Annotated in this window: 17 protein-coding genes; 5 read left to right on the top strand and 12 right to left on the bottom strand. The window is 60.8% G+C overall.

Going from position 1 to position 20,857, the window contains the following annotated elements:
- Positions 1 to 139 precede the first annotated feature (139 nt).
- A complete protein-coding gene (locus ACI2JX_RS24450; protein WP_404691167.1) occupies positions 140 to 1,489 on the bottom strand; it encodes an NCS2 family permease in 1,350 nt (449 codons plus the stop codon).
- 354 nt (positions 1,490 to 1,843) lie between these two features.
- Here ACI2JX_RS24450 and ACI2JX_RS24445 point away from each other — a divergent pair, with 354 nt between their 5' ends.
- On the top strand, positions 1,844 to 2,602 hold the full coding sequence (locus ACI2JX_RS24445) for a GntR family transcriptional regulator (RefSeq protein WP_404691166.1): 759 nt from the start codon (positions 1,844 to 1,846) through the stop codon (positions 2,600 to 2,602).
- A 246-nt stretch (positions 2,603 to 2,848) separates the two neighbouring features.
- A complete protein-coding gene (gene aqpZ / locus ACI2JX_RS24440; protein ID WP_368972314.1) occupies positions 2,849 to 3,547 on the top strand; it encodes an aquaporin Z in 699 nt (232 codons plus the stop codon).
- Here aqpZ and guaD read toward each other — a convergent pair.
- The 5 genes from guaD to dacB all read right to left on the bottom strand — a co-directional run bounded on the left by guaD (position 3,544) and on the right by dacB (position 11,454).
- A complete protein-coding gene (guaD, locus tag ACI2JX_RS24435; RefSeq protein WP_404691165.1) occupies positions 3,544 to 4,848 on the bottom strand; it encodes a guanine deaminase in 1,305 nt (434 codons plus the stop codon). The two genes, aqpZ and guaD, sit on opposite strands and share 4 nt — an antisense overlap.
- A gap of 10 nt (positions 4,849 to 4,858) precedes the next feature.
- Positions 4,859 to 5,704 (bottom strand): xanthine dehydrogenase accessory protein XdhC, encoded by an 846-nt coding sequence (gene xdhC, locus ACI2JX_RS24430; RefSeq protein ID WP_404691164.1) that lies wholly within the window; start codon positions 5,702 to 5,704, stop codon positions 4,859 to 4,861.
- A gap of 64 nt (positions 5,705 to 5,768) precedes the next feature.
- Positions 5,769 to 8,168 (bottom strand): xanthine dehydrogenase molybdopterin binding subunit, encoded by a 2,400-nt coding sequence (gene xdhB, locus ACI2JX_RS24425; protein ID WP_404691163.1) that lies wholly within the window; start codon positions 8,166 to 8,168, stop codon positions 5,769 to 5,771.
- Positions 8,161 to 9,615, bottom strand: a complete 1,455-nt coding sequence (gene xdhA / locus ACI2JX_RS24420; protein ID WP_264235388.1) for a xanthine dehydrogenase small subunit — start codon at positions 9,613 to 9,615, stop codon at positions 8,161 to 8,163. Before xdhA ends, xdhB begins: the two co-directional genes overlap by 8 nt.
- 375 nt (positions 9,616 to 9,990) lie before the next feature.
- Positions 9,991 to 11,454, bottom strand: a complete 1,464-nt coding sequence (gene dacB / locus ACI2JX_RS24415) for a D-alanyl-D-alanine carboxypeptidase/D-alanyl-D-alanine-endopeptidase (RefSeq protein ID WP_186556288.1) — start codon at positions 11,452 to 11,454, stop codon at positions 9,991 to 9,993.
- A 185-nt stretch (positions 11,455 to 11,639) separates the two neighbouring features.
- On the opposite strand from dacB, the gene ACI2JX_RS24410 reads away from it, so the two are divergent.
- On the top strand, positions 11,640 to 11,984 hold the full coding sequence (locus ACI2JX_RS24410; protein ID WP_186556289.1) for a YggL family protein: 345 nt from the start codon (positions 11,640 to 11,642) through the stop codon (positions 11,982 to 11,984).
- A gap of 52 nt (positions 11,985 to 12,036) precedes the next feature.
- Here ACI2JX_RS24410 and ACI2JX_RS24405 read toward each other — a convergent pair whose 3' ends face one another.
- The 6 genes from ACI2JX_RS24405 to ACI2JX_RS24380 form a co-directional block, all read right to left on the bottom strand.
- On the bottom strand, positions 12,037 to 15,642 hold the full coding sequence (locus ACI2JX_RS24405) for a transporter substrate-binding domain-containing protein (RefSeq protein ID WP_404691162.1): 3,606 nt from the start codon (positions 15,640 to 15,642) through the stop codon (positions 12,037 to 12,039).
- An 8-nt stretch (positions 15,643 to 15,650) separates the two neighbouring features.
- On the bottom strand, positions 15,651 to 16,271 hold the full coding sequence (locus tag ACI2JX_RS24400) for a response regulator transcription factor (RefSeq protein ID WP_264235391.1): 621 nt from the start codon (positions 16,269 to 16,271) through the stop codon (positions 15,651 to 15,653).
- A 271-nt stretch (positions 16,272 to 16,542) separates the two neighbouring features.
- Positions 16,543 to 17,874 (bottom strand): deoxyguanosinetriphosphate triphosphohydrolase, encoded by a 1,332-nt coding sequence (locus ACI2JX_RS24395; protein WP_264235392.1) that lies wholly within the window; start codon positions 17,872 to 17,874, stop codon positions 16,543 to 16,545.
- A gap of 76 nt (positions 17,875 to 17,950) precedes the next feature.
- The gene (locus ACI2JX_RS24390) at positions 17,951 to 18,280 is read right to left on the bottom strand and encodes a hypothetical protein (protein WP_368972318.1); all 330 of its coding nucleotides are present in this window, start codon (positions 18,278 to 18,280) and stop codon (positions 17,951 to 17,953) included.
- The gene (locus ACI2JX_RS24385; protein ID WP_186556294.1) at positions 18,277 to 18,651 is read right to left on the bottom strand and encodes a phage holin family protein; all 375 of its coding nucleotides are present in this window, start codon (positions 18,649 to 18,651) and stop codon (positions 18,277 to 18,279) included. The genes ACI2JX_RS24390 and ACI2JX_RS24385 overlap by 4 nt, the downstream gene beginning before the upstream one ends.
- 9 nt (positions 18,652 to 18,660) lie before the next feature.
- Positions 18,661 to 18,975 (bottom strand): YqjD family protein, encoded by a 315-nt coding sequence (locus ACI2JX_RS24380; protein WP_264235394.1) that lies wholly within the window; start codon positions 18,973 to 18,975, stop codon positions 18,661 to 18,663.
- A 303-nt stretch (positions 18,976 to 19,278) separates the two neighbouring features.
- Here ACI2JX_RS24380 and ACI2JX_RS24375 point away from each other — a divergent pair, with 303 nt between their 5' ends.
- The gene (locus ACI2JX_RS24375) at positions 19,279 to 20,487 is read left to right on the top strand and encodes an ammonium transporter (protein ID WP_264235395.1); all 1,209 of its coding nucleotides are present in this window, start codon (positions 19,279 to 19,281) and stop codon (positions 20,485 to 20,487) included.
- A 72-nt stretch (positions 20,488 to 20,559) separates the two neighbouring features.
- Entirely contained in the window at positions 20,560 to 20,796 is a 237-nt protein-coding gene (locus tag ACI2JX_RS24370; protein WP_186556297.1) for a glutaredoxin family protein, read from the top strand.
- Positions 20,797 to 20,857: the final 61 nt, after the last annotated feature.

Here is a 20,857-nt window from a genome sequence, read left to right as displayed (position 1 = left end):
GACCAAAGTAGGCCGCCGTAAGGGCGGAAGGGGCCAGTAGCGCCGCCACATCAAACGGATAAGCTCAAATCTCTAAAAGCCCAAGCCCAAGCCCAAGCCCAAGCCCAAGCCCAAGCCCAAGCCCAAGCCCAAGCCCAACTTAAAGAAACACAAACTTGGCAATAAAGATCGCACAAAGCACCCAAAGGCTAGCCGAGATCTCCTTGTACTTCCCAGTCCCCGCCTTGAGCACCACATAACTGATGAACCCCAAGGCAATCCCATCGGCCACCGAAAACGTCAACGGCATCATGATCACCGTGACAATCGCCGGAATGCTGTCAGTTGCCTCATCCCAGTGAATGTGCGCCATGCACCCCATCATCAGCATCGCCACGTAGATCAGCGCCCCCGCGGTGGCATAAGCCGGAATCATCCCCGCCAGCGGGGCAAAGAACATCGCCGCGACAAACAGCAGCCCGACCACCACGGCGGTCAACCCGGTACGCCCACCCGCCGCTACACCCGCAGCGCTTTCCACATAGCTGGTCACCGGCGGCACACCCACCGCAGCACCAAAGACGCTCGACGCACTGTCTGCCTTCAGTGCCCGCGACAAGTTCTCGATCTTGCCATCCGCCGCTACCAGGTTGGCTCGCTGAGCAACGCCCATCAAGGTCCCGGCCGTGTCGAACATATGCACGAACAGAAACGCCAGGACCACGCTGATCATGCTGACATTGAACACACCCGCCACATCCATGGCCATCCAGGTCGGCGCCAGGCTCGGCGGCAGCGAGAACACCCCGCCATACTGCACCAGGCCCAGCCCCCAGCCCGCCAAGGTAACGGTGATGATGGCGATCAGGATCGCGCCGAACACCCGGTGGTAGCTGAGCACGGCAATCATCAGGAAGCACACCGCCGCCAGCAGTGGCCCCGGCTCATGCAGCGAGCCCAACTTGATCAGGGTGGCAGGGCTATCGACAACGATGCCAGCAGTCTTCAAGCCGATCAGTCCGAGAAACAATCCGACGCCGGCACCCATCGCATGACGCAAGCTCACTGGGATGCTGTTGAGCAGCCACTCACGTACCCGTGACAAGGTCAGGAACATGAACAGTACCCCAGAGACGAACACCGCACCCAGCGCTGCCTCCCAGGTGTACCCCATGGTTCCGACCACGGTATAGGTGAAGAAGGCATTCAGGCCCATGCCCGGTGCCAGGCCAACCGGCCAGTTGGCGTACAGCCCCATCAACAGGCAACCAAGGGCGGCGGCGATGCAGGTGGCGACGAATGCTGCCCCGTGGTTGATGCCGGCGTCAGCCATGATGTTGGGGTTGACGAAGATGATGTAGGCCATGGTGATGAAGGTGGTCACCCCGGCGATCATTTCAGTCTTGACCGTGGTGCCGTGTCGCTTGAGTTTGAAAATCCGCTCCAGCCAACTCGTTTCGAGCGGTGGGGCGAGATCCAGCGTAGGGGCTTCGGATTTGCGGCTTTCCACAGCGAGTACTCCTCAAGTCTTTCTTGTTGTTCGGAGCCAGTGACCTGCGCTATGCACTTGGTGACTCCGCGAGGGGGATTGGCAGACGTCCGACCGTTTGTTGACTTCAGGGTCAAGAAGTTGCTCGCTGGATTATCCTTTTGTGTACAAAGAATGCAAATAATGTTTTATCTTTTGTACGAACAATCTGACGTCTGATGGCTATATGCCGAAAGGCCACCTGCAGAAACGGGTCAGCCTGTGTACAATAGACCCATACCTTTATCCTTTATTTTCCAACCAGGGCTTGCCATCCACCCTCTGACAGGTATTACAGTCAAGGTCCGACTGGCGGATTCCCGTGCTCGAGTGCCCATGAACGAACAGCTGCAACCTCTCAAGAAACCTGTGCGCAATGGCAAGGCCGGCCGCAGTGGTACCCAGGATGACATCGTCTACGCGCATATTTTCGAGGCGATCCTCGAGCAGCGGCTGGCGCCGGGCACCAAGTTGAGCGAGGAAGCGCTGGGCGAGATCTTCGGTGTCAGTCGCACCATCATCCGCCGCGCCTTGTCGCGCCTGGCCCATGAAAGCGTGGTGCTGCTGCGGCCCAATCGCGGTGCGGTTGTCGCCAGCCCAACGGTTGAAGAAGCCCGCCAGGTGTTCTTCTCCCGGCGTATGGTCGAGCGCGCGATCACTGAACTGGCGGTGCAGCATGCAACGCTTGAGCAACTCAACGAACTGCGCCAGATGGTTCGCGAAGAGCGCGACAGCTTCTCGCGTGGTGACCGGGGCGCGGGTATTCGCCTGTCCGGTGAATTCCACCTCAAGCTGGCCGAGGCTGCCGGTAATGCACCGCTGGTGAGTTTCCAGCGCAGCCTGGTATCGCAGACCTCGCTGATCATCGCCCAGTACGAAAGCGGCAACCGCTCGCATTGCTCCTACGATGAGCACATGCAACTGATCGACTCCATCGAAGCGCGCGATGCGCAGCAGGCGGTGAGCCTGATGATGCATCACATGGACCACATCGACAGCAAGCTGAACCTGGACGAGGAAAGCGCCTCGGATGACCTGCATGCAGTGTTCTCGCACTTGCTGCAGAAAAAGCCCAAGGCTTCTGCCAAGGGTTGATCGTTTGCCTGGGTGATAATGGGGCCGCTGTACGGCTCTTCGCGGGCAAGCCCGCTCCCACAGGCACAGCGCTGTTCTGAATTCAGCGCTGTGCCTGTGGGAGCGGGCTTGCCCGCGAAGAGCCGTACAGCGGCCTCAGTCGTTACTGGCCATTAGCCAAAGCTCTGCTAGATTTCACTCCTGCAAACCTTCATCAAGCAGTTGGGCTTGCGCAACCGTTGCGTCCAACTACTTGAGGAAAGGTCCATGACTATGTCCCTGGGTGTGCGCATGGGTGCCGAGCTGCTCGGCACATTCTGGTTGGTCCTCGGGGGATGTGGCAGCGCAGTGCTGGCGGCCAGCTCTCCGATCGGCATCGGTGTTCTGGGTGTCGCGTTCGCGTTCGGTCTGACCGTCCTGACCATGGCCTTCGCCATCGGTCATATCTCCGGTTGTCATCTCAACCCTGCGGTTTCGCTAGGGCTGGTGGTCGGTGGCCGGTTCCCTGCCAAAGAGCTGTTGCCCTACGTCGTCGCCCAGGTGGTCGGGGCAAGCCTGGCCGCTGCGGTGATTTACTTCATTGCCAGTGGCAAGGCGGGCTTCGAGTTGTCGTCGGGGCTTGCCTCGAACGGCTATGCCGAGCACTCCCCCGGTGGTTATTCGCTGCTGGCGGGATTCACCAGTGAGGTGGTGATGACGGCGATGTTTCTGGTGATCATCATGGGCGCCACCGATGCCCGTGCGCCGGCAGGCTTTGCGCCAATTGCCATTGGCCTGGCCCTGACCTTGATCCACCTGATCTCCATCCCGGTCACCAACACTTCGGTGAACCCGGCGCGTAGCACCGGGCCGGCGTTGTTCGTGGGTGGCTGGGCGTTGCAGCAGCTGTGGCTGTTCTGGTTGGCGCCGCTGATCGGGGCTGCGATCGGCGGCGCGTTGTACCGAGGGCTGGCGCGCGAACCTTAGCGCTGGTGCACGCAGCGTCCTGCCGCGAAGGTTTCACGCACGGTACGGTCGTCGCCCAGGGTGGTGAGGACGAACAGGGTCTCCTCGATGCTGTTGGACTGCTGAATGCGGTAGTCCAGCAACGGCGTGGCCTTGTAGTCGAGCACCACGAAGTCGGCGTCGTTGCCAGGCTGCAGGCTGCCGATGCGATCCTCCAGGCGCAGCGCGCGGGCGCCGCCGAGAGTGGCCAGGTACAGCGACTTGTACGGGTGCAGGCGTGCGCCCTGCAACTGCATGACTTTGTACGCCTCGTTGAGAGTATTGAGCAGCGAGAAGCTGGTGCCGGCGCCCACGTCGGTACCCAGGCCGACGTTGACCTTGAACTTCTCCGCTTGCGGCAGGTTGAACAGACCACTGCCCAGGAACAGGTTGGAAGTCGGGCAGAAGGCGATTGCCGAACCGGTCTCGGACAGGCGCTGGCATTCTTCATCGCACAGGTGCACGCCGTGGGCGAACACCGAGCGCTCGCCGAGCAGCTCGAAGTGGTCGTAGACGTCCAGGTAGCCTGTGCGCTCAGGGAACAGCGCCTTGACCCAGTCGATTTCCTTGAGATTCTCCGACAGGTGGGTGTGCATATACACGCCCGGATGCTCCTTGAGCAGTTGTCCGGCCAGGGCCAGTTGCTCTGGGGTGCTGGTCGGGGCGAAGCGGGGGGTGACTGCGTAGTGCAGGCGGCCCTTGCCGTGCCAGCGCTCGATCAGTGCCTTGCTCTGGCTGTAGGAAGATTCGGCGGTGTCGGTGAGGTAGTCCGGTGCGTTGCGGTCCATCATCACCTTGCCGGCGATCAGGCGCAGGTCGAGGCGTTGGGCTTCTTCGAACAGGGCGTTGACCGACTCGGGGTGCACGCTGCCGAACACCAGGGCGGTGGTGGTACCATTGCGCAGCAGCTCCTGGAGGAAAATTTTCGCGACGTTGTCGGCATGGGCCTTGTCGGCGAACTGCTTCTCGCACGGGAAGGTGTAGGTGTTCAACCAGTCCAGCAGTTGCTCGCCATAGGAGCCGATCATGCCGGTCTGCGGGAAGTGGATATGGGTGTCGATGAAGCCTGGGGTGATCAGGGCATCCTGGTAGTGCACCACTTCGATGTCGGCATCCAGCGTCGGCAGCAGCTCGCTGGCGTGCCCCAAGGCACTGATGCGGCCGTCGTCGACTACCAGCAGGCCGTCTTCGTAATAGGCATGGGAGGCCTCCAGGCCGACCTCGGCTGGGTCCGCGATGCTGTGCAGGATGGCCGATCGGTAGGCTTTACGGGTTGCAGTCATATCACGCTCGTCAAATGGCTTGGCTGCGCCGAGAGGGCGGCAGCAGTTGGGCAATGGGGCCGGCGTTCACGCCAGCGTCGTGCTGGCCAAAGCAGGCGTTGTAGGTGGCAATGATTTCCGCGGCGATGGACACGGCGATCTCGATCGGCAGCTTGCCCTTGACCTCGGCCAGGCCCATCGGGCAACGCATCCGTGCCAGCAGGGCGTCGTCGTAACCGCGTTCACGCAGGCGGTGCTCGAACTTGACGCGCTTGGTCTTCGAGCCGATCAGGCCGAACCAGGTGAAATCGTTGCGCTTGAGGATGGCCGCAGTCAGCTCCAGGTCGAGCTGGTGGTTGTGGGTCATGACGACGCAGTAACTGCCTGCTGGCAGTTCGGCGACTTCGTCGACCGGCTCCTCGCTGATGATCTTGCTCACCCCGGCTGGGATCAGCTCGGGGAATTCCTGCTCGCGCGAATCGATCCAGCGCACTCGGCAGGGCAGGGCGGCGAGCAAGGGTACCAGAGCGCGGCCGACATGGCCCGCGCCGAACACGGCGATCTGTGCTTGTACTGCGGCCATTGGTTCGAACAGCAGCACCGTGGCGCCGCCGCAGCATTGGCCGAGGCTGGCCCCGAGGCTGAAGCGCTCCAGGTGTGGGGTGCTGCGTTGTTCCTCGAGCATCTGCCGGGCGATGTGCAGGGCTTTGTATTCCAGGTGGCCGCCGCCGATGGTGTCGAACATCTGGCTGGCGCTGACGACCATCTTCGAGCCGGCATTGCGCGGGGTCGAGCCGCGCTCCTCGATGATGGTCACCAGGACGCAGGCTTCGCCGCGGGCTTGAAGGTCGGCGAGGGCGTTGATCCATTGATGCATGATGCAGATCCTCTCTCGATCCCTGTTGGAGCGGACATGCCCGCTCCAACAGGGAGCCGCGGCGTTAATGCGTTACGGTTTCCACTTCAACTTCTGTAGGTTGCGCTGCGGCCAGCGCCTGGCGCATCTGCTCGCAGCCCCACAGTACCCGCTCGGGGGTTGCTGGGGCGTCGATGTTCGGCTGCACCTGGTAGCCGGCAATGCTCGCCACCGCATCCTTGATCGCGCACCAGGCAGCGATGCCGAGCATGAACGGCGGCTCGCCAACGGCCTTGGAATGGAACACGGTGTCCTCCGGGTTCTTGCGGTTTTCCACCAGTTTCACCCGCAGGTCCAACGGCATGTCGGCGACGGCGGGAATCTTGTAGCTGGCCGGGCCGTTGGTCATCAGCTTGCCTTTGGCGTTCCACACCAGCTCTTCGGTGGTCAACCAGCCCATGCCCTGGATAAAGCCGCCTTCCACCTGGCCGATGTCGATGGCCGGGTTCAGCGAGTCACCGACGTCGTGCAGGATGTCGGCACGCAGCATCTTGTACTCGCCGGTCAACGTATCGACGATCACTTCGACGCAGGCCGCCCCGAAGGCGAAGTAGTAGAACGGCCGACCACGCGCTTGAGAGCGGTCGTAGTAGATCTTCGGGGTGCGGTAGAAGCCGGTGCTCGACAGCGATACCTGGGCAAAGTACGCCTGCTGCACCAACTGCTCGAAACTGACGATCTGTTCGCGAATGCGCACATGGCCATTGCGAAACTCGACGTCTTCCTCGGTGACCTTCCAGTGCCGTGCAGCAAACTCAGTCAACCGTGCCTTGAGGATTTCGGCGGCGTTCTGAGCGGCCTTGCCGTTCAGGTCGGCGCCACTGGAGGCGGCGGTTGGCGAGGTGTTGGGCACCTTGTCGGTGTTGGTTGCGGTGATCTGGATGCGATCGAAATCGACCTGGAATACCTGCGCCACCACCTGCGCGACCTTGGTGTTCAGACCCTGGCCCATCTCGGTGCCGCCGTGGTTGAGGTGAATGCTGCCGTCGGTATAGATGTGGATCAGCGCGCCGGCCTGGTTGAGGAAGGTGGCGGTAAAGGAAATACCGAACTTCACCGGCGTTAGCGCCAGGCCCTTTTTCAGGATTGGGCTGTGCTCGTTGAAGCGACGGATCGACTCGCGGCGCTCGGCGTAATCGCTGCTGGCCTCGAGTTCTGCGGTCATCTCCTCGAGCATGTTGTGCTCGACGGTCTGGTAGTAGTGGGTGACGTTGCGCTCGGTCTTGCCGTAGTAGTTGGCCTTGCGCACCGCCAGCGGGTCACGGCCCAGCTGACGGGCGATGTGGTCCATCACCTGCTCGATGGCGACCATCCCTTGCGGGCCCCCGAAGCCGCGGTAGGCGGTATTGGAGGCGGTGTTGGTCTTGCAGCGATGGCCATGCACGGTGGCATCGCCCAGGTAATAGGCGTTGTCGGAGTGGAACATGGCGCGGTCGACGATCGAGCCAGACAGGTCAGGTGAGTAGCCACAGTTGCCGGCCAGGTCGAACTGGATGCCATGCAGGCGGCCGTCGTCATCGAAGCCCACGTCATATTCGACGTAGAACGGGTGACGCTTGCCGGTCATGGTCATGTCTTCGACGCGGGGCAGGCGCATCTTGGTCGGCTGGCCGGTCAGGCGGGCGATCACCGCGCACAGGCAGGCGGGGCTGGCAGCTTGGGTTTCCTTGCCGCCGAAACCGCCACCCATCCGGCGCATGTCGAGGACGATCTTGTTCATCGGTACGTCGAGTACTTCGGCGACCAGCTTCTGCACTTCGGTGGGGTTTTGCGTGGAGCAGTAGACGATCATGCCGCCATCTTCGGTGGGCATCACCGAGGAGATCTGCGTTTCCAGGTAGAAGTGCTCCTGGCCGCCGATGTGCAGCGTGCCCTGCAAGCGGTGCGGGGCGCTGGCCAGTGCTGCTGCCGAGTCACCGCGCTGGTGAGTGTGGCTGTCGAGCACGAAGTGCTTTTTACGCAGCGCTTGCACCACATCGAGCACCGGCTCCAGGTCCTCGTACTCGACGATTGCCGCCATCGCCGCCTGGCGTGCGGTTTCCAGGTCGCGGGCAGCGACGGCGAGCACGGGCTGGCCGAAGAACTCGACCTTGTCGATCGCCAGCAGTGGGTCACCGGCGACGACCGGACCAATGTCCTTCAGGCCCGGAATGTCTTCGTGGGTGATGACGATGCGCACACCTTCGAAGGCGTAGCAGGGCGTGGTGTCGATACGCAGGATGCGCGCGTGGGCGCGGTCCGAGGTGCGCGCATAGACGTGCAGCTGGTTGGGGAATTCCAGGCGGTCATCGATGTAGATCGCCTCGCCGGACACATGTTTGTCGGCGCTGTCGTGCTTGACGCTGCGGCCGACCCCGGTGGTCAGGTCCTGGCGGAACAGTTCGGCCATTTCGGCCTGGCTCTTGACGGCGTGATGGTTAGACATAGGCGGTCACCCGGGTTTCGATGTGCGGCGATTGCAGTTCGATGAAGTACTTGCGCAGCAGGTTCTGCGCGGTGAGTAGGCGGTACTCTTTGCTCGCGCGGAAATCCGTGAGCGGGCTGAAGTCTTCCGCCAGCGCTTGGCAGGCACGCTCCACAGTGGCCTGGTTCCAAGGCTTGCCACGCAGCGCCGCTTCACAGGCGCGGGCGCGTTTGGGAATCGCCGCCATGCCGCCGAAGGCGATGCGCACGCCGCTGACCTGGCCATTGTCGATGCTCAGGTTGAACGCTGCGCACACCGCCGAGATATCGTCGTCCAGACGCTTGGAGACCTTGTAGGCGCGGAAGGTCCAGTCATTGCTGGCGCGCGGCACGATGATCTTTTCGATGAACTCGCTGTCCTGGCGAGCGGTGATGCGGTAGTCGATGAAGTAGTCTTCCAGGGCCAGGGTGCGCTGGCGTTGGCCCTGGCGCAGTACCACCTGGGCATCCAGGGCGATCAGTAGGGGCGGTGAGTCGCCAATCGGCGAAGCGTTGCCGATGTTGCCACCCAGGGTGCCCTGGTTGCGGATCTGCAGTGAGGCGAAGCGGTGCAGCAGGGCGCCGAAATCCGGGTATTCCTCGCTCAGCGCGCCATAGCAGTCGGTCAGAGGGGTGGCCGCACCGATTTCCAGGTGCGTGGCGCTCTTGTCGATGCGCTTGAGTTCGGCGACGCCACCGACGTAGATCATCACCGGCAAGGTGCGGTGGAACTGGGTGACTTCCAGCGCCAGGTCGGTGCCGCCTGCGAGCAGGCGGGCTTCTGGGTGCGAGCTGTACAGGTCGGCCAGGTCGGCCACGGTAAGCGGTACCAGGCAGCGTTTGTCGCCGCTGTTTAGTTCGCCGGTTTCGCTCGGCGCGATGGCTTTGAGGCGAGCGATGGTTTGCGCCTGCTGGGCATCGAACTGATCGCGGCAGGGCATGGCGCAGCTCTGCTCGGCAGCGGCGAGAATCGGCCGATAGCCGGTGCAGCGGCACAAGTTGCCAGCGAGGGCCTCCTGGGCTTGGTGCAGGTCGTGGCCTTGGCTGTTTTTCTGCAGGGCGAACAACGACATGACAAAGCCCGGGGTGCAGAAGCCGCATTGCGAACCATGGCAGTCAGCCATTGCCCGCTGCACACTGTGCAGCTCGCCTTGATGCTTGAGGCCCTCGACACTGATCAGTTGCTTGCCGTGCAACGACGAGACGAAGGTCAGGCACGAGTTGAGGCTGCGGTAGCGCAGGGTCTCGTGACCTTGGTCGTCCTGGGTGAGCTCGCCCACGACCACGGTGCAGGCGCCGCAGTCGCCACTGGCGCAGCCTTCCTTGGTTCCGGGTTTGCCTAGGTGCTCACGCAGGTATTGCAGCACCGTCATGTTCGGGTCCAGGGCGTGCTCATTACGCAGCTCCTGGTTGACGAGAAACTGGATCACGGGGAAGGCCTCGCAATGGTTTTATTGTTGTTCGGGCGGACTCTAAGCAACCCTTGACCTCTTGGTCAATAATTTTCTGACTCAAAGGTCAAGAAATTGCCTGTGATGAGTCTGGGCCGCGAACACTGCCTTTACCGTAAGCATAGATCGCGCCGGATTTATTGGGAGAGGAGTGACGAGTTGCGCAGGTACGTGGCGTTTGCAGCCAGATTGCTTGGTAGATTGCAGCTTTGCTTCCCAGGCAGGCGTTGCGCGTTGCCTGTGAACCAGGTCCGCGCAGGGCGGAGCTGGGGATCATGCGCCACCAGGCAGATCGCAAAGAGCTTCCCGTTGCCTGGCAGCGAATGTGTGGCGAGGGCTACAGCCCGGCCATGATCACAGCCCTGAAGCGGCTGTGCCATTGTTCAACTTAGGTTGCCGGTAAAGCTCGAGCAACACCTGATCCAGCACCTGTGATGCCCCCCAAGGCTTGGGATCATTCAAGATTGCCGCCACGGCCCAGGTATGCCCGTTGCTGTCTCGGCTAAACCCGGCGATCGCCCGCACTGTATTGAGCGTCCCGGTCTTGATGTGGCCCTCACCGGTCAAGGCGGTGCGTTTGAGCCGCTTGCGCATGGTCCCATCCATGCCTACCAGCGGCATGGAACTGATGAACTCGGCAGAGTAGGGGCTCTTCCAGGCCGCTTGCAGCAACTGCGCCATCTCGCGGGTGCTAACGCGTTCAGCGCGAGACAAGCCGGAGCCGTTTTCCATCACCAGGTGCGGCGCGGTAATGCCCTTTTTCGCCATCCACTGACGCACCACGCGCTGGGCAGCACGCGCATCATCGCCGTCAGCATCGGTGCGGAATTGTGCGCCCAGGCTGAGGAACAGCTGCTGGGCCATGGTGTTGTTGCTGTATTTGTTGATGTCGCGAATCACTTCCACCAGGTCCGGCGAGAACGCCCGGGCCAGCAAGCGTGCGCTCTTGGGCACGTTCTCGATGCGGTCACGACCCTGAATGCTGCCACCGAGCTCGTTCCAGATTGCCCGCACGGCCCCGGCGGCGTAGGCCGGATGGTCGAGCAGGGCCAGGTAGGTCTGCGAATTGCAGCCTTCACCTAACTGGCCACTGACCACGACACTGACCCCATCAGGCTGAACCTGCGGGTTGTAGCGCACCTCGCCGGTGCATTGCTTGGAGGCTACGGCCTTGACCTGATTGTCGATGCGGATCGTAGCGATGGGGGGCTCGACCGCCACCAGTACTTTGCCGCCATCGTTACGGGCAACGAAGCGCAACGCTTTGAGGTTGACCAGCAACGAGTCCGGCTTGACCAGGAACGGCTTGTTCATGTCGCCGCCGTCATCGTCGAAGTGTGGCAGGTTGGGCTGGACGAAGTGGCTGCGATCGAGCACCAGATCACCCGTGACCGTGCGCACGCCGTTGGCACGCAGGTCGCGCATCAGCAGCCACAGCTTTTCCATGTTCAGCTTGGGATCACCGCCGCCCTTGAGGTACAGGTTGCCGTTGAGCACGCCGTTGCTCAGGGTGCCATCGGTATAGAACTCGGTTTTCCACTGGAAGGTTGGGCCAAGCAGCTCAAGGGCTGCGTAGGTGGTCACCAGCTTCATGGTCGAAGCCGGGTTGACCGACACATCGGCATTGAACACCGTTGCTGTGCCAGGGCCATCCAGAGGCAGCATCACCAACGACAGGGCCGAATCTTGCAGTTTGTTGGTCTTGAGAGCCTGCTGCACCTTCGGTGGCAGGGTGGTGTTGACGGCGGCAGCCTGGCTGGGCATGGCCAAGGGCAGCATGAGGCCGGCGAGAAACAGTGGGCGGAGCGCTTTGATCATAAGAACTGGAACCCTGCGGGCGAGGGGAAAGATAACGGGGCTGTAAAAGATGATGGCCCCAGATCGAAATATAGTGCGCATTATGCCCCAAGCGCACCGAACATGGGCCCCGTTCGACACAAATGCGCCGCTTGGCCGCGGAAACTGGTAAAGTGCCGCCGGTAATTACTCAAGAGGATTGTTTCATGGCTACCAACCGTTCCCGTCGTCTGCGCAAGAAACTCTGCGTGGATGAATTCCAGGAGCTGGGCTTCGAGCTGAACCTTGCTTTCAAGGAAGACCTGTCCGACGAAGCCATCGATGCCTTCCTCGACGCATTCCTTGCAGAAGCAATGGATGCCAACGGCCTGGACTACGTAGGCGGTGATGATTTCGGCCTGGTTTGCCTGGCTAACCGTGGCTCTGTCAGCGAAGAGCAACGCGCTGCTGTGGAAGCCTGGCTCAAAGGCCGTAACGAGCTGACCAAGATCGAAGTCAGCCCGCTGCTGGATGCCTGGTATCCGGAAAAGCCGATCAACTCGGCTTCCTGATCCACGCCTGAGCGGGTGCTTCAAGCACACCGCTCTGCCAAGCCCTGGTGGGTCAGCCTAGCTGATCAGCCAGGGCTTTTTCTATGCGGCGCATTTGTCGTGCCAGCACCTGTCGGCGCAGTTTGAGCTCCAGCAAAGACAGATTCGACTGCTCCAGCCGCTCACACGCCTCCATCAACTTCCTTGCCTCCAGCATTCGCGCGGCGCTGAGGATCTTGTGTGCCTGTTCGGCGATCGCTTGCGCTTGCTTCTGCGGATCGAGCGCCATGAGTGCGGCACAGTCATCGTGCAAACTCTGCTGCAGTATAGCCAGTAGGCGCCTGCGGTCCTGCGGATCATCACCCACCACTGAGGCTAGCCCAGACAAGCAGAAGTGGCGGTTCAGCGATGCCGGTGCTGTTGTGCGAAGTGCGGGCGTAACGCTGGCTAGGCGTTGGCTCAAGGTACGCAGACTGATGGGTTTGAGCAGGCAGTCATCCATGCCCGCATCCAGGCATTTTTGCCGCACTTCAGGCTGGGCATTGGCGGTATAGCCCAGGATGATGCAGCGCGACCTCGCACCCGCCTGCTCCTCGGCACGTATAGCCCGGGCGACTTGGTAGCCGCTCAAGTGCGGCATATTGCAATCGAGGATCAACACGTCGAAATCTTGTTCACGCCATCGGTCAAGGCCTTCTCGGCCATCGCTTGCGGTCGTGTGGCCAAGCCCCAGGAAGTTCAATTGCTGCGCCATCAGCAGCAAGTTCGCCGGATGGTCGTCAATGACCAGAATCCTCAGGCGCGCATCAGGCACCTCGACCTTAGGTTCCTCCGGGCCTACTGGCAGCGCGGACTCGACCTGCTGCAGGGGCATCAGCAGGCGGACCTGTGTGCCGACATCCTGTAGGCTCTTGAGCGTCAGGCTGCCGCCCATCATTTCACACAGGTTGCGGCTGATTGCCAGCCCCAGCCCGGTACCTGCGCGAGCGCCTTCGCTGTGGGCGTTGGCCTGGACGAATGGATTGAACAGCCGCTGCACCTCGTCATCGGCGATACCGATGCCGCTGTCGCGCACTTCCAGATCCAGTGTGGGCCCGCTCATCGCATCCAGATGCGTTAGGGCAACGCTGATGCGCACCTGACCATGCTCAGTGAACTTGATGGCATTGCTCACCAGGTTGGACAGCACTTGTTTGAAGCGCAAGGGGTCGATCAACACGTGGCAGCGAGCACTTGAATCGATCACCAACTGCAATGCCAAGCCTTTTTGCCGCGCCTGGCCCTCGAACACCCGCGCCACTGACTCGATCACATTGGTAAGGTTCACCGGCTCGGGCAGCAGCGACAAATGGCCCGACTCGATCCTGACGATGTCGAGGATATCGCCAATCAGCCCCAGCAAGTCCTTCGCCGACTGATAGGCGACTTCGATCGCCGGTTTGTCCAGGCGGCCTTGCTCGGCATGCTCGACCGCCAACTCAAGCATGCCGATCACCGCGTTCATAGGGGTGCGGATTTCATGGCTGATGGTGGCCAGAAACGTGCTCTTGGCGCGGTTGGCTTCTTCGGCCTGTTTTTTAGCCAGGCGCAGTTCCTCGATCAGCTTGCGCCGATCACTGATATCGATCCAGCCACCGATGATGCCTTGTAGTTCACCCAGCGAGTCTCGGAAGGGGAGCACCCAGTGATAGATGGTCAGCTCGCGATCGTTGATGCAAATCTGCCGATCAACGATCAATGGCACGCCGGCTTGCATCACATGCTGATAGTCGGCTTGGATCTGCTGGGTATGCTCATGATTACTACACAGGCTATCTTCCAGGCGCTTGCCGATGACGTCTGTGGCGCAAGCCTGCACTGCCTCCAGATAACTGTCGTTGCACGATTGCAGACGGCCTTCACGGTCACGAACGAACAGTGGATGCGGCGTCCCATTGAGCAGCGCACTCATGAATTCGAGTTGATCATTGAGGGCCTTTTCGGCTTGTTGGCGTTGTTTAATCTGGCGGCGCAGTCGCGCATTCCAGAGCAGCGCCAGCAGCAGCAGTAGGCAGAAGCCTATGACGATTTGAATCGCCAACTGCCGGTATTTTCGCCAATAGACGTCGTCGTGGTTGGTGTAGCCTCGCCAGCGGTTATTGATCACACCCAGCTCTTCCGGCGAGATGCTCATCAGCGCCTTGTCGAGGATCGATGCCAGCAGTTGAGCCTGCAGGGTGGTGGCCATGGAGAAGCTGGCGGGCTCTGTCCCGACTGTGCTGCGGATGATCAGCTCGGAACTGTTGGCCAGCGCGTGATTGGCATCGATCATTGTGGTGATTGCGGCGTCGACAGCGCCACTACTGAGCAGTGCCATGGAAAAATACGGGCTTTCGGTTTCGATCGCCATGACCTGGGGGTGCTGCTCGGAAAGCAGTTCGGCGATCGTGCTGTCACGGGTTACCGCTACGCGTTTTCCCGCCAACTGCTCCAAAGCAGGCGGCGTATCGCTGTCGGCCCGGGTGAGTAGCACGAAGGCGCTCTCCAGGTAGGGGCGGCTGATACGCAGCTTGCTGTCGCGTTCTTGCTGTTTGGAGATGGCTGCAATGACGTCGGCGCGGCCGTCTTCGAGCCGGGTGATCATGTCGCTAAGGCTGCTGGACTTCTGAATTTCAAAACGCAGACCGGTACGTAGGCGCAGCAGCTCCAAGAGGTCAGCGGTGATGCCACGAAACTGGCCATTGTTGTCAACGTACGACATGGGCGCGGCAGTTTCATCGATCACCACGCGCATTACAGGATGCTGTGACAGCCATTGCTCTTCGCGCCGCGTAAGTTGCAGTTTACGTTCGCTCAAGAGCGTGTCGCTGCCTGCGCTCCAGCGTTTGAGGATGTTGGTGCGCACGGTGCTGGGCTGGCTATCGATTACGGCATCGATCAGCGTCTTGAGCATGGTGTCGTCGCTGCGCATGGCAAAGCTGAAACCAATGGCCTCATGTTTACCGAAGGCCGCCATGCGCAAGCGCGGCAGGTGCCCCCGATTGAGCTGGTAATGGGTGGAAATGGTATCGCCGATGAACACGTCGGCCTGACCAAAGGCCACGGCGTTGAGTGCTTGGGTAGAGGATCCGAATGTCTGCAGGGTCGACTTGGGATAGGCTTGATTCACGCCTTTAGCTGGCAGGTAGTGATAGAGCATGCTCAGGCGCATGCCTTCGAGCCCAGCGTCCAGCGAGCGTTGTTCGTTTTCGCGGGTCACCAGCACCGGCTGGTCTATTGCGTAGGGCCGCGAGAGGGCCAGGCCAGCGGTGGCAGCTTCATAGCCATTGGCACTGCCGAGCATATCGATTTGCCCTTGTTTAAGGGCCTCAACCGCTGCATGGCGGCTGGGAAAGCCCAGCACCCGCACAGGGATTTGCAGGGCGCTACCGATCAGCCCGGCGTATTCGGCAGTGAGCCCTTGGTAGTCACGGCCACCGCTGGTGATGTCGAACGGGGCGTAATCTGGAAAAGATGTGCCGAGGGTCAAGGTCTGCTTGTTCTTGAGCCATTCTCTTTGTTCGCTCGACAGAGTCGGGTGCATAGCGTTGGCGGTCGATCGTGTGAGCAGGGTGTAGGACACGACGTCACGCTGGACGACCTGTGCCTGCCCGGTGCTGATCACCAAGCTAAGCATCAGTAAGGCTAAGTACCGCGCCATTGCCAACCTCAGACCAGCGCGTTGCGTTTTGCCACGTCGATCAGGTCCACCAGGCTAGCGACCTGGAGTTTCTGCATGAGGCGTTTTTTATAGGTGCTAACGGTCTTGTTGCTGAGGAACATGCCTTTGGCTATATCTTTGTTGCTCTTTCCTTGGGCAAAAAGTTGCAGCACCATCAGTTCTCTATCATTGACGTGTCGGAAAAGGTGTATGTCGGAACTGTTTTTTTCCATGTCGCCATGGAGCGCCTGGCTGGGGAAGTAGTTGTAACCGGAAAGTACCGCCTTGATTGCACTGACCAGCTCAGTCAGGTCTTCTTGTTTGCACACATAGCCCGAAGCGCCCGAATGCATACAGCGTAGGGCGAACAAGGCGGGCGCTTGCGCGGTAAGGATCAGCACTTTGCTGGGCAACGCCATCGACTGGAAGCGTGACAGTACTTCCAGCCCATCCAGTTTGGGGATGGCGATGTCGAGAATCACCAGGTCAGGCCGTGTTTCACGAATCAGTTGCATGGCGTCGACGCCATTGTCCGATTCACCCACGATCCTGTAACTCTGATTTTCCAGCAGCATACGCACCGCTAACCGTATAACGGGGTGATCGTCGACAATAAATATGGATTGCATATTCAACTTTCCATGGGCAGGTGTCTGAAACAGTGAGCACCTTATCGCAGATGGAGGAGGTCGGACATGCAGGAAACGGCGTTGAGCCGTATATGGGAAATGGCCTACAGCAAAAGACTATTTGTCCTGCGAGAGCAGCATCAAGATGTTTTGTTTTAACGACAGTCTGGTCATTTGCCAGGGAGATAACTTGGGTTGTTTATTTCGGTGATGGCAAGGTCGGACGTTTCCTTCAATGCGATTCGGCCAGCTTGCGCTGGCCGTGGTTGTCTCAAGTTGGACTGGAGCGCCCGGTCATTTCGCAGGCCATCTCGCTGGCATAGCTGTCAGTCATTCCGGCGATGAAGTCGATCATGCGCAGGAAGGCGTTATGCAATGAGCCGTGAGGGTCGGGAGCATGATTGCCGATCAGGTCCAGGACGCGGCGGCTCTTGAACGACGGCGTACGCCCGCCGTGCTGTTCCAGCGCCGCGCCACAGAAGGCGTTGAGGAGGATTTCCAGGGTGGTGTAGGCGCCAATCTCATGCAGCGTCTTGCGCTTGTCCTGGAAAATCTTCTTGCGCGCCATGTCTTTAGCCTGCAACACGCAGCGTTTGGCCGGGCCGTGCATATGCTCGACCAGGTCGCCCGCCAGCTGGCCGCTGAGCAGGGCGGCCTGCTGCTCGACAAACGCCTGCGCAGCAGCGTTGGTCAGGTGCTCGATGGCTTTGCCGCGCAGAATGGCCAATTTGCGCCGACGAGAATCATTGGCGCCAAGTTGACGGTAGGTCTCTGGCAGGTCGTCACCGACCAGATCGAGCAACAGCGCCTCAACTTCGGCGTACTCCAGCAGCTCCATCTCCAGGCCGTCTTCCAGGTCAATCAGCGCATAGCAGATATCGTCTGCGGCCTCCATCAGATAGACCAGCGGATGACGGGCCCAGCGCTGCGCTTCGAGTTGCGGCAGGCCAAGCTTGCGGGCGATTTGATCCATCAGCGCCAGCTCACTCTGGTAGCAGCCAAACTTGTGCTTCTTGTAGCCCAGGGCGTCGGCATGGCGCGAACTCCACGGGTACTTGAGGTAGGTGCCGAGCGTGGCATAGGTCAGGCGGGTGCCACCGTCGAACTGGTGGTATTCCAGTTGCGTCAACACGCGAAACCCTTGGGCATTACCCTCGAAATTGAGGAAGTCGGCGCGCTGGTCGTCGCTCATATCATCCAGCCAGCCGCGTCCTGCGGCCTGTTGGAACCAGTAACGGATGGCGTCTTCGCCCGAGTGACCGAACGGCGGGTTGCCGATATCGTGGGCCAGGCAGGCGGACTGCACGATCATCCCCAGGTCGCTCGGTTCGCACCAGTCGGGCAGATTCTGGCGCAAGGTTTCGCCCACGCGCATGCCTAGCGAGCGTCCGACGCAGCTGACTTCCAGCGAGTGGGTCAGGCGGGTATGGATGTGGTCGTTGCTGGACACCGGGTGCACCTGGGTCTTACGCCCCAGACGGCGGAAGGCGCCGGAGAAGATGATGCGGTCGTGGTCCTTGTGGAAGGGGCTGCGCCCCAGCTCTTCCGGGCTGTAAAGGGCTTTGCCCAGGCGTTCGCGGGTCAGCAGGGTATGCCAGTCCAAGGCTCATTTCTCCCGTCGGATAATCGCCATAGCTTCCTGTTTCAGCGGCGCCCGCGCAAGCGGCGGGCGCCGCTGATCAATGCCGCCGACCGTTCTGCAGGAACAGGCGTACCAGTGGGATCAGGCTACTGCCCAAACGCACCAAGCGAGAAAGGTTGCCGCTGCGTGCACCCTTGCCAGTCAAGAAACCCAGCGCTACCACTGCGCCAAGGCCCCACAACGGCGCGTGCTTGATGCCCAGGCCGTCCTGCAACGAGCCGCCCATGCCGCGCAGGCGTCTGACCGGTGCGAGCAGTTGCGCTGACTCATGACGAATTTCCTGGCGGTGCATTTCCAGGCGCAGGCGCAGCAACGCTTTGCGTAGCTCGCGCGGATTACGGGTGTTGGGGAGTTCGGGCAGGCTCATGGCAACAGACGCTCCCTGTCCTTGGCAAGCTCCTCGAGCGTGGAGCTGAAAGGGGATGATTCATCGAACACGGCAGCCTTCAAGCGCAAGCCGCAGTAGACCGTTGCTGCGCCATAGAACACACACAGCCCGATGATGCCCGCCAGCCGATAGCTGTCCCACAACAGTACCAGCAGCAAGCCGGACAGCGCCGTCAGCAGCAACAAGGCAAACACCAGCGCCAACCCTGCAAACAGCAGCAGCTTGAGGGTGCGACCTTTCTGCTCTTGCAGCTCGATGCCGAACAGTTCGATATGGCTGTGCAGCAACCCAAGCATGGCCGCGCCCAGGCGTTTGCCAGAGGCGCCAGCCGTGATGGCCTCGTTATCCATGGGCACTCCTCAGCGCCGATTGGCCAGCAGGCCGATCAGCAAGCCGACGCCTGCGGCAATGCCAATGGCCTGCCAAGGGTTTTCCTGGACGTACTCTTCGGCACTGGCCAGTGCCGCCTGGCCACGTACGCGCACCGAATCCTGGGTCAGTTGCAGGCTTTCGCGGGCTTGCTCGAGGCGCTCGTGGATCTGCTCGCGCAGCTCATCAGCCTGGTCACCGGCCAGGTTGGCGGTGTCAGCGAGCAGTTTTTCGGTGTCGCGCACCAGTGCCTGGAAGTCAGCCATCAATATCTCTTGAGCATTCTTTGCCGATTTGCTGGCCATTGGATCTCTCCCTGTCGATGTGTGTGGTTAATTCGAGTGACGCGGTGCAATGAAGGTTCAGTGCCAGTTGCTGGTATGGCGCTTGCTACGTCTGGGGGCGCCGCTGAGCGTCGCTGCGCCGAATCCGTGCGCCACGTCTGCGGATACCGCTAAACCTTAACCCAATCCACGACAAACCCAAGAAAAAACCACGCACGCTCTGCTCGCCTCACCGAAACGGGGCAGGGGAGTGGGCACCGATTCGGTGCAGGGATGCAGGTTCTTGAACTGTCCTGGTGCTTTTTCAGCAGGTCTGCCTACCTCATGGAAAACATGCACAGCGCGATGGACTCCCTGGTCCATGGCTCCAACACCCTGTTCCTTCTGCTGGGGGCCATCCTGGTCCTGGCGATGCATGCCGGCTTTGCCTTTCTTGAAGTCGGCACGGTGCGCCATAAGAACCAGGTCAATGCCTTGTCGAAGATCCTCAGCGACTTCGCCGTGTCGGCCCTGGTGTACTTCTTCGTCGGCTACTGGATTGCCTATGGCGTGAGTTTCCTGCAGCCAGCTACGCAGCTGGCCAGCGATCACGGCTATGGCCTGGTCAAATGCTTCTTCCTGATCACCTTCGCCGCAGCCATACCGGCAATCATTTCCGGAGGCATTGCTGAGCGTGCGCGCTTTGCCCCGCAGTTGTGTGCCACGGCGTTGATCGTGGCGTTGGTTTATCCGTTCTTCGAAGGCATCGTGTGGAATGGCAATCTGGGCATCCAGGCCTGGCTGCAGGCGCGCTTTGGGGCACCGTTCCATGACTTTGCCGGGTCGGTTGTGGTACACGCGATGGGCGGCTGGCTGGCGCTGGCGGCGGTGCTATTGCTAGGGGCGCGCCGCGGGCGCTATCGCGATGGCCGCCTGGTGGCGTTTGCGCCGTCGAGTATCCCCTTCCTGGCGCTGGGTTCGTGGATTCTGATCATTGGCTGGTTTGGCTTCAACGTGATGAGTGCGCAGAGCCTGCAGGGCATCAGTGGTCTAGTGGCGATCAATTCGCTGATGGCCATGGTTGGCGGCACGCTGGCCGCGTTGTGGGCAGGTCGCAACGACCCGGGTTTTTTGCACAACGGGCCGCTGGCTGGGTTGGTGGCAATCTGCGCTGGGTCCGACCTGATGCATCCGCTAGGCGCTTTGGCCACTGGCCTGGTAGCGGGGGGGCTGTTCGTCTGGTGCTTCACCGCTGCGCAGAATCGCTGGAAGATCGACGATGTGCTGGGCGTCTGGCCGTTGCATGGGCTGTGTGGGGTATGGGGTGGCATCGCCTGTGGCATCTTTGGCCAAGCCAGTCTGGGGGGCTTGGGTGGCGTCAGTCTGGTCAGCCAGCTGCTGGGCAGCCTGGCAGGGGTGCTGGTGGCGCTGCTCGGGGGCTTTGCCGTGTATGGCCTGATCAAGGCGGTGCATGGCTTGCGTCTGAGCCATGAAGAGGAGTTCCAGGGGGCTGACCTGTCGCTGCATCGGATTGGCGCAACCAGCCAGGATTGATCGTGGTCAGGTGCACTTCGCGCGTTGTGGACCTAAAATAAGCATCTCTCCACAGCTTGCGCGGGACTTGCCATGCTGCCTGAATGCCAACTGTTCAGCACCCTCGGTTGCCACTTGTGTGAAGTGGCCGAAGCGGTGCTGATGCCCTTTGTCGAACACGGCTTGTTGGTGGAGCTTATCGACATCGCCGACGATGAATCGTTATTCGAACGCTATGGTTTGATCATTCCGGTGCTGCGTCGTTGTGATAACGGTGGCGAGCTGCGCTGGCCGTTCGATGCTGAACAGGTGGTGGCCTTCCTGCAGTAGCATTGGCTTGATTTGACGCAACCGTAGGTAACTCCGTATGCTGTATATAAATACAGTATTG

Source organism: Pseudomonas sp. NPDC088890 (assembly GCF_044900155.1).
GTDB lineage: Bacteria > Pseudomonadota > Gammaproteobacteria > Pseudomonadales > Pseudomonadaceae > Aquipseudomonas > Aquipseudomonas urmiensis.
The sequence above is the reverse complement of the archived record's forward strand: the minus strand, read 5'-3'. Positions and strand labels throughout refer to the sequence as shown.